Source organism: Facklamia languida CCUG 37842, assembly GCF_000245795.1.
Lineage (GTDB): Bacteria > Bacillota > Bacilli > Lactobacillales > Aerococcaceae > Facklamia > Facklamia languida.
Window position 1 is genome coordinate 652,708 of sequence record NZ_JH601133.1, and the last position, 10,677, is coordinate 663,384.

Consider the following 10,677-nt stretch of genomic DNA (forward strand, 5'->3'; position numbering starts at 1 on the left):
TTTCCAGCTTCTAAAGTCTCGTCATAGATAATCTTAGTTTCAAAAGGTATCTCAACTTTTTTCTCACTGACGATCACTTTTTCTTCTGGTGTTGGATCGGTGGGATCGGTTGGATCCGTTGGGTCCGTCGGATCAGTTGGATCAGTCGGATCGGTTGGATCTTCGCCTGGTTTTTCTGGATCAAATGGTTTTTCTGGATCTACTGGTGGGATTTCACAGACATTTTTAGTTCCGATTTCTATAATCTTATCTTGTTTTTCTGTGATTGTTTTTGTATCCCTAGAAACTTCCTTGCTGTTTTCAATCTTAACAGTAGTCTCAGTTTTACCTACAATACCTTCTTGGATAACATTAGTCTTTCCAGCTTCAAGGTTTGGATTTTCTCTAATGATGATGTCATAAGCTTGTTCACTTTCATAAGTAAATTCGCCTTCGGTCTTAGAGCCATATTCTACAACCTTGTTCTTTGGTTCAAACCTTTCTTCTGTTACTTCAAGCTTGCCTGTTTCCTTGTTGAAAGTGGTTGTGTATTTTACAGAACCCTTAGAACCTTCTTCGATGACTTTTGTTTCACCTGCTCGAAGATCTGGGTTGTGTCTGTATTCAGTATCATTTCCAAATTCGACTTCTTTAACAACTGCTTTAGTACCAACTATTACTACCCTATCTTCTTTTTCGGTGATAGTCTTAGTAGTCTCTGTTGGGTCTCCAACTGGCTTAGAGTCTTTAACCTTTTGAGTAATAGTTACTTCTTCTTTTCCTGGTTTACCTTCTTTTTCAATAATTTGGCTGCCAGCGTCGAGATTTTCGTCATAAATTACCTTGGTTTCGAAAGGAATTTCTCTTTCGATGGTTTTAGTTACTTCGCCTTCTGTTTCTTTTGGAGCTTCTGGAGCTGGCGCTTCTGGTTTTTTCTTACCAATCCTAATCTTATGCGTTACAGGTTCTCGTGTAACTTTATTCTCTGTAACAGGCTCTCCCGTTACGCCATCTTTGATTCTAACTGTCGTCGTAATCGTGCGTTCTCCCGTTACGCCTTTCTGATCTTCGATAACCTTCCCGGCTTCTAGACTTGGGTCATAAGTGATTTCAGTTTCAAATGGTATCTCTACTGTAGTCGTACTTACAATATCCTTATCGGCTGGTTTTTCAGGCTCTTCAGGAGATGGGCATAGTGTACCAACTCTTATAATTTTTGGTTTAGCTTTTGTTATTACTTCATCTTTAGAAATAACAGCTTCTCCAGCTATACCATCCTTTACTGGCACAGTTACAGTGATTTCGCGTTTTCCTACTTCGCCCTCTTGTACTACTTTTTCTTCACCAGAAAGCATCGTATCGTCATAGATAATTTCAGTACCATAAGCCAGTTCTACCTCGATAGTTTTAGTTACATCTTTCGTATCTACTGGATTCGTCTTAGTACCTACTCTTATTATTTCTTTCTTAGCTTCTCTTGTGATTTCTGTAGAAGTTTCAGATACTACTTGATTATCTACCAATTTATGAGTTATAGTAGTTGTTTTTTCACCAACTACCCCAGACTCTACCCTCTTCTCTCCAGCTGGTAGAGTATCATCAAAGATTACTTCAGTTTCATAAGCCACTTCAGACTTAACTTCTTTTTTAAGCTCTCTAGTACCAACTTGGATAATTCTAGGCTTAGCTTCTTTTGTAGTGCTAGTAGTGATTTCAGGATTTTTAGCTACTCCATTTTCTACAGAAACTTTTGTAGTAATAGTCGTTTCACCATTTTCACCTTCTTGGACTACATGGCTTGAACCTACGTCCATCTTATCGTTGTACTGAATAATTGTAGTATATGGTATCTCTTCAGTCTTAGATTCTTCAAGGTTTTGAGCTGGTATGTCTTTAAGTTTTGTACCTACTTTTACTACTTGAACTACTGGTTCTTTTGTAACTTTTTCATCAGTAGAAGTTTTAGATTCTCCATCTACGATAGTAGTAGATGTCGTAGTAGTTTTTGAGCCAAACTCTCCAGGAGTTTCTATTCTAGTTTCGCCTACTGGTAGTGTTGGGTCCTCTTCATATCTAATTTCAAAAGGTATATTTTCAGTAGTTACATTTGTGTTAGACACATAGTTAGAAGAGTCATCTCTAGTACCTACTCTAATTACTTCATCTACTGCTTTTTTAATATCCTCAGTTTTAACTACTGGATCTCCAGCTACACCATCTTTTACTGGAACTGTAACTGTGATCTTGCGTTCTCCATTTTCCCCTTTTGTATCTACTACTTGTTCCCCTGATTTTAGGTTAGGGTCATAGATTACTGTAGTTTTATATGGGATTATAGTAGTTTCGCTACCAGTTACGTCAGTAGTTTGACGGTCTATCTTTGTACCAACTCTTACTATACGTTTTACTGGTTCTTTTGTCGTTTCTTCTTTTTTATCAGTAGATTCTGCGCCATTTACGATAGTAGTCGTAGTTGTAGTAGTTTTTTCGCCTAGTTCTCCATCTTGTTTTACTTCAATTTTTCCAGCTTCTAGCTCGTCTGTATATTCATATTCTATTTCGAATGGAATATTTTCTTTTACTACTTCAGTGTTCGTCTTTTCTGATTTTGTACCAACTCTGATGATTTGTTTTACAGGCTCTTTTGTAATCTCTTCAGTTGCCTTGTGGCTTGTTACCTGACCATTTTTAGCTTCTGCTTTATAAGTTACATCTTTTGAACCATTTTGACCTTGTTGCTCTACTTCTGTCTTACCTGCTTCTAGAGTAGGGTCTTCTCTATACTCTGTCTCAAATGGAACTGGTTGAGTTACGGTAAATTCTTGAGTTCCTACTAGGTCTTTTGTACCAACATATACGATTTGTTTAGCAGGTGTAACCTTTTTATCTTCTCTAGTTTCCATTTTTCCAGTAGCTGGGTTATATTCTGTAGTTACAACATTTTCTACTTTTCCTGGTACTAGCTCACCAGTTCTAGTCTTACCAAGATCTAGTTCTGGATCATTTTTAATTTCTACTTCTACGCCTACTTCAGCACTTACGTCTTTTTCTACTGGATCTACAGCCTTTGTACCTACTTCAATAACTTGGTCTACAGCGTTCTTTTTAACTTCTTCAGAACTTGTAATTTCACCTTCTGGGTCTTGAGCCCCATTTTTAACTGGGATATTATAAGTTACTTCTTTAGTACCAGCTTGTCCTTCTGTAACAGTTTTAGAAGTTCCTAGAAGCATTTCTGGATTTTCTCTAACTATTACCTTAAATGGAATATCTTCCTCTTCTTTATGCATAATTGTACCAGTGTAGTCTTTTGTACCTACTCTGATTTTTGCATTTGTTGGGTTTACGACATCTTCGTATTTTTTCTTGACTTCAGAGTTTTCAACTATATAGTATGTTGTTTTTGTACCAACTTTTCCTTCGACATCTGTCTTTACTTCACCAGCTTTTAGAGTTGGATCGTAAGTAATGTCATAACTAAATGGTATTTCTTCAGCGTGTTCTATTTCACCTTTTGTTAGGCTACCTACTTTTATAACTTTATTTACTGGAGCTTGTTTCTCTTCATATTCTCCAGTTTTAGTGTTAACTACTTTGCCATCTTCTATAGTAAGTGTTACTTCACGTTCTTTAGATCCATTAGATCCTTCTTTTGATACTACTTGTTCTCCAGCTTTAAGGCTCGGGTCAAACTCTACAATCGTTTCAAATGGCACTACTTCAGTTTCTGTAATTGTATGAGTACCTTCTAGAGTACCTTTACCTACATTGATTACAGCATTTACTGGTTTAGTTTCTTCTTTTACAGTAGCTGAACCTTCTACAACTTTAGAATTTTCAATTTTATATTCTGTTGTACGGCTACCATTCTTACCTTCTGTTACAACTTCGTATTCACCTTTTTTAAGAGTATCAACTTCATTAATCGTGTACTCGAAAGGTAGTTCTTCTGTAACCGTGTGAGTTCCGTCAGTCTTCGTACCGACTCGAATCACTTGGTTTTGTTTTTCAGTGATTGTAGTGTAATCGCCATAGGAAGGATCGCTTGGTGTACCGTTGGTGATAGTACGAGTTACTTCTCTTTCCTTAACGCCAGCTATACCTTCTTTTTCTACTACTGTCTGATCAGCTGCAAGCGAATCATCTTGGATAATAGTTGTCTCATAGTCTTCATATACTCTTTCAGTATATTTCACTTCACCAGTGTAATCTTTTGTACCTACTCTGATTTCTTGTCTAGCTGGTGTAACAATTTTTTCTTCTTTCGTTACTAACTCGCCAGTTAGTGGATCAAGAGTAGTCGTAATAACAGTTTTTACTTCACCTGGAGTCGTTTTACCTTTTTCTACTGTACCTTTTGGTAAAGTGTCATCATATACATAATCAATTTCAGGCTGAACTTCATAGTTATAATTATCTACTTTCGGATCAACTGCTTTTGTACCAAATTCAATAATTTGGTTTTGAGCATCAACTCTATCTGATTCAGTTTTTGTAAGCTCACCAACAGTTTCTCCATTTGTGATATTTTGTTTATAAGTTACCTTGTAAGAACCGTCTACACCCTCTTGGATAGTGTTTGTAGTTCCAACTGGAAGGTTTGGATTTTGTCTTATTTCTACTTTGTAAGGGATAGTAAAGTCTTCAGTATGAGTCGCTACGCCTGTGAAGTCTTTATTACCAACTTCAATAATTTCATTAACTGGTGCCTTTGTTTCTTTTGGTTCTGAAGTGCTGGTTACTTTTGAGTTTTCAATAGTAATGGTGTATTGTTCTTCACCTTCTACACCTTTTTGAACTACCTTGTATTCGCCTTTTGGAAGTTCTGGATTTACTCTTACTTCTACTTTAAATGGTTTTTTGCTTGTGTAGGTATGAGTTTCATTAGACTTAGCTGCTCCTACTTTTACTATTCTCTTAACTGGAGCTTTTGTTTGTTTAGTTTCGCCTTCTTCTGACTTTGTCACATCACCGTTTACAATAGTGTGAGTTACTGGTGTTTCTTTTTCACCAAGTTCCCCAGCTTGATCAACTACTACTTTGCCTGGTTCTAGTGTTTCATCAACAACATATTCTGTTTCAAATTGAACAGGCTCGGTCTTTGTTGTTGTGAAGGTACCTGTAAAGTCTTTGCTACCAACTTTAATTACAGCATCAACTGGCTGAGTTTCTACAACCGATGGTTCTCCAACGACCTTAGAATTTTCAATGGTCCAAGTGGTAATTCTCTGACCAACTTTACCTGGAGTTTCTTCTACATATTTTCTAGCTTCTAAGTTAGGATCATATTCAATGGTGTATTTGAATGGTATTTCTTCTTTGTGTTCTACCTTACCATTAGTATTTCTACCAACTTTAATCACTCTATTAACAGGTGCTATATTTTGTTCATATTCACCCTCTTTGGTTTCTGTAACCTTACCATCTTCAATGGTTAGAGTGTTTGTTCTGGTTTTTTCTCCAAGTGAACCTTCGGTTTCTACTTTTGTTTCACCTGGTGCTAAGCTGTCATCAAATTCGATAATGGTTTCAAATGGCACAGGAACTTTTTCTACGATTTCATGAGTACCACTGTTAGTTCCCTTACCAACGTTGATGATAGCATCTTCTGCTTCAACAATTTCTTCTTTTGGTTCGCCAACAATTTCAGAATTTTTGATGGTCCATGTTGTAGTTTTTGTACCAACCTTACCTGCTTTTACAATTTCGTATTCACCTTTTTTAAGTGTGTCTACTTCGTTAACAGTGTATTTAAATGGTAGTTCTTCAACGTGTTTTACTTCCCCTTCAGTATTTCTACCTACTTTGATAATTTTCTTAGTAGGCGCTTTGGTTTCAGTAAATTCACCTGGTTTTGTTTCTGTTACTTCACCATTTACTATTGTTAAGGTTGTGGTTCTCGTTTTTTCGCCTGGTACACCTTCTTGGCTTACTACTTGTTCACCTGGTTTAAGATTGTCGTCAAACTGGATTTCAACTTCAAATGGCACTTCAACTTTTTCTTCGATTGTGTGGGTTCCATTGGATTTGGCACCAATTCTGATTTTTCTGTTTACTGGTGCTTTAGTTTGTGTAGTTTCTCCACGAACCTCTTCTCCAGTCTCACCATTTGTGATTTCTCTGGTAACCTTGGTTTCTTGTTCACCAAGAACTCCAGCTTGGTCTTCCACAATTTCGTTTGGTTCTAGACTTGGATCAATTGTTACTTCGGTATCAAATGGGACTGGGTCTTTATCTACGTATTCAAGTGTACCTGTGAAGTCCTCTTCTCCGACTAGGATCACGGCATTTTTAGCTTCTTTAATTGTCTTGTATTCAGACTCGTCAGTTACCTTAGAATTTTCAATTGTTAAGACTCTTTCTTTTAGACCGTTTTCTCCAGTCTGTGGAACGCCATCCACTTCAGCATATTTCCACTCACCTTTTTTAAGGGATGGGTCTTTTTTAACTTCAGTTTTAAATGGAATGATTTCTGTTTCCTTATATTGGCCCTTAGTATTTGAACCAACTCTTATCTTTCTAGTTACTGGTTCTTTGGTAACTTTCGATTCTCCACGAATTTCTTCTCCAGCCGATCCATTTTTTATGTCTCTTTTTACTGGCGTTTGTTTTTCACCAAGTTCACCTTTTTGATCGACTTCAATTACATTTGGTGCAAGACTTGGGTCGACTGTTACTTCCGTTTCAAATGGGATTGGATCTTTGTCGACGTATTCAAGGGTGCCCTCAAAATCTTTATCACCGACTTCGATAATAGCAGCTACTGGTTCTGTTCTCTCTTCAGTTTTGTCTACTACCTTAGAGTTTTCTATTGTCCAAGTGGTTGTAATTTTACCTGCTTGACCTTTTTGTTCGATCCCGTCAACTGTCTTATAACGCCATTCGCCTTTTGCTAGTTCTTTGTTTTCTTCTACAATTACATCAAATGGGATTTTTTCAGTGTGTTCAATTTTATTATTTGTCCCAGAAGCTAGAAACTGCGCATTCACTACTTCAGTTCCCACATCTTGACCATCTTCTACGTAATGGGCTGTAACTGGCACAGAGATGATGGTTTCATCTAGCTTATCCCCTTCTCTAATATTTGGAATATTTGCTGTTACTACCCCTGTCTCCTTATCAATAGATACAGTCCAAGTATTTCCCTTATTATCTGTGTACTCTGTTCCCGCTATTGAGTAGCTTGCTGGAGTTCTCGTATCGATACCGCCATCTTGTTTTACGATAGGTTTAGAGGTTAGAGTTTCTCCTGCCTTACCATTTTTGGCATCATATCTTGGTGGTAGGTTTTCTTTTTGCTTTATAACGAATGCTGCCCTTACTTCTTCAGTAAATTTTATCTCAGGATTTTTCTCCTCTTCATAGTGGGCTGTGACAGGTACTACTAGCTTTTCACCACCGATAAAGTTTTTGGCAATCTTTGGTTTAACAGTAACGATCCCTGATTTAGGATCGATTTTTGCTGTCCACTCGTTGCCGTGATCATCAGTATATGTGTCTTTTTCTATAGTGTATTCAACTGGTCGCCTTTTCTCTTGGTCTTCTGCTTTTATAGAAAGATGAGGCTGAGATGTTTCTGTTTCTGTAGGATATAAAACCTGTGAATAGTACTGTGGGATGTTGTTGCCAGATTCTTTTACAATTAGTGAAACCTTATGAACATCAACAGAACCGTTTGTATAGGTATATCTAATCGAGAACGGCATATAATCTAAAGCTTTTGCACTCTTAGGAGGTGTGATTTTGATCTCTGTTAAAGAATCATTACCCTCTATCTTCCATTGGTCCTCAGGATCCTTGCCTTGGTTATATCTATCTAGAAAACTAGTATCAAGACTGGCATTAGCATGCTTCCTACCTACTGCGTCTGTAATGTCATCTGTTGACTCTTGAGTGCTGTTCTTTATTATATAAGGAATCCCTGCCCTAACATATGACACTTCTGATGTCGAGGTTTTTACACCATCCTCATCAATATAGTCTTGGTCATGGTATTTGGTATCGTCAAGATTTAGACCGAATTCACCGATTAAGTTGTAGTGGTCGTAGCGTGCAATACCTTGTTTATCGATAACTACCTCTTTGCCCTTATGGCTGATGGTTTCTGCACCCGCACCTGTTGATATGTAGATTCCATATTCTCCTGTTGCCGCTTGAAATTCATCAGCTGTTCTTGGACGGGCAAAGAATTTTACCCTTAAATTTTGAAGCCCTGTATAGGATTTGTTTTTGTAGAAGATAGAGTCTTTGTTGACAGACCCATCGTCATTTACAGCACCTTTTGGCATTTCGATGACAACCTTGTCTTGGTCGTTGATATAGGCACTGGCACCTGGGACCACTTGGCCTGTTTCTGGATGATAGACTTGACCGACTAGTCTCTCTCTAGCACTAGCATCAAGGTTTGATACTGTTACACCCGTTGTAATAGTTTGACCATTGACATATACTTTTTCATTATGGCTGCCGGTTAAAGTTATCAGTGAAAGCTGGTCATTTTCATTTGGCCATGGGTTCACTGTAAAGCTAAAGTAACTGCTTTCTCCTTGGGTGGCTTTATTTGTCTGATTACTTGCATCTTTTGAATAGTTACCCTTCCATCCTATGGTAGTATTCTCGTTTTCGATACTGTTAATATGTTCAAGGTCTTTTACAGTAGCATAAAGGTTTAAATTTCTTTGAGCCCTAATGCCTTCTATTATTATTTCTGATTCAGCTTTATAATTAGCCTCTTTAAAGTCTCCCTTTTCTGCAATTTTTACTCCTACGTCATTTGAAGGTATATTTCCAGTATTAAGATAAGTTCCCATGTTACCAATGTTAGAAAATACAAAATCAGTATATGTCCTTTGACCTTTTTCTTTGTCAAATTCAAACTCTATCCCCCACTTGGTTTTGTCTGGACTAGAAGCAGATGGTTCCATGGTTTTATAGCGGAATCCATCCTTGAAGTCCATGCTAGGATCAGTAAATTTAAATGTTGGACCCTCACCTCTTGTCAATTGGGTCTCACGGTATTCGCCAACTTTTTTCTCATCTTCTGCATAGTTGGGTTCTGAGCTTGCCTCTGCCATTTGGCGGGCGAGTTGAGGCTCCTCTGATAATTCGAGTCCATCTGATTCAGCTGAACTTGCGTCAGGGGTAGTGGAGAAGGTTGTGATGGTCTCTGCTCGTTCAGTAACGTCCTCTTCTCCTAAATTATCAAGAATAGAGGGAGCTTCTGGTTCAACTGTATCTTCAGGATTGGCGGTTGTCGCGGGTTCAATGGGAATCTCTTCAGCTTCGTCGGCAGGAGGGAGTGTTTCCCCAACAATTGCCAACTCTTCATCGGCTGCATAAACAGTGGGGACTTGTCCCGCTAAGAAGGCTGCAATCGCCACACTGGCTAAGCCAAGGGTGGTCTTTCTTAATGTGTATCGGTATTGTTTATCCATGGTTGTCTCCTAATCATTTATTTTGTTCAAATTATGACGATTCTTTAGCTAATTACAAGATATTTCTCTTCTGGCTCCATTAAATCGAGTTGTTATTTTTACGCTAAATAGGGATTGTTTTCTATTATAAAGGTTAAGCCCTCTTGCATGATCATTTCAATTTTCGAATTTCCTGTTAATCGCGCCAGCTATGACTCGATTGAGACGGATCCTTGATTGAGATACCTCCCTTCATTCTATTTTTACTCTTTCAAACGGCCTTATTCGTTAGTGGTGACTGATGGTCGATCGTCGATTCCATCTTCTATTTCAATATGCGGTTTTCGCCTCAGCAGATTCTTCACCACTTTGGTCCAAACGAACCCTATGGTGCATAAACTTCCTACTTTCTTTATCCTACAGTATCCGTTTGAGAATGTCTATTAAATCACAATGTTTTAGATCCTTTAATTGAATTCTTAAGAAAAGGATCTAAACACTCATCTTATCAACAAGTGTTAACAGAAGTCCCATACTGCTCCGACTCTTTTGGTCATAAGAGGATCCAGTGAATGGTCATTTAACCATCCCCCTTACAATAGAAGGAAACCGTTATGAAGGATACGTCCTCACTGCAAGAGGACAGACATTCATTAAAGAGAGTCTCGGATAGAGGAAAAGTAAAGAGACTAAGCAACCACCATTTGCTTAGTCTCTCTTGAACCGTAACGTTTCAATTTAAAAGAGTTTTCTTACGATTCACCCTATTTAAAAGAGTGTCAATTCAATAAATTATAATCCGAATTTGGGGAATCTTACGATTTATATCCAATTTTTGACCTGAGGACTAAGAAGCCTCCTGTAAGTAGTCCGATACCAAGAGTAGAAAGAACTATCTGGAACATGATTGATTCACCAGTATGAGGCAGATGATTGTTCTTATCTTGCTGTTGATTAGGAGTGCTAGTATTATCTCCTGGTGTTCCACCCGATACCGACGTCACTCCTGAAGGTACAGGTATTTCTTCTGTGGTCGTTGTATCCTCAACTGTTGTAGCATTATGGACAGTCGTGGTGCTTACGGTTGTTGGTCTGTCCTCAACAGTCGTGGTGTTTACTGTTGTTGGCCTGTCCTCAACAGTCGTGGTGCTTACGGTTGTTGTAGTATCCTCAACGGTCATCGTGCTTACGGTTGTTGTAGTATCCTCAACGGTCGTCGTGCTTAAGGTTGTTGGCCTATCTTCAACGGTTGTGGTGCTTACTGTTGTCGGCCTATCCTCAGCGG

Annotated in this window: 2 protein-coding genes; both read right to left on the bottom strand. The window is 38.2% G+C overall.

Annotated elements, in window-relative coordinates:
• Positions 1-9,413: G5 domain-containing protein (locus HMPREF9708_RS08280; protein ID WP_006308630.1), on the bottom strand; the 9,413-nt coding region annotated here is incomplete at its 3' end.
• A 794-nt stretch (positions 9,414-10,207) separates the two neighbouring features.
• Positions 10,208-10,677, bottom strand: a 470-nt coding sequence (locus tag HMPREF9708_RS03065; RefSeq protein ID WP_006308631.1) for an LPXTG cell wall anchor domain-containing protein, incomplete at its 5' end; no start/stop codon positions are given.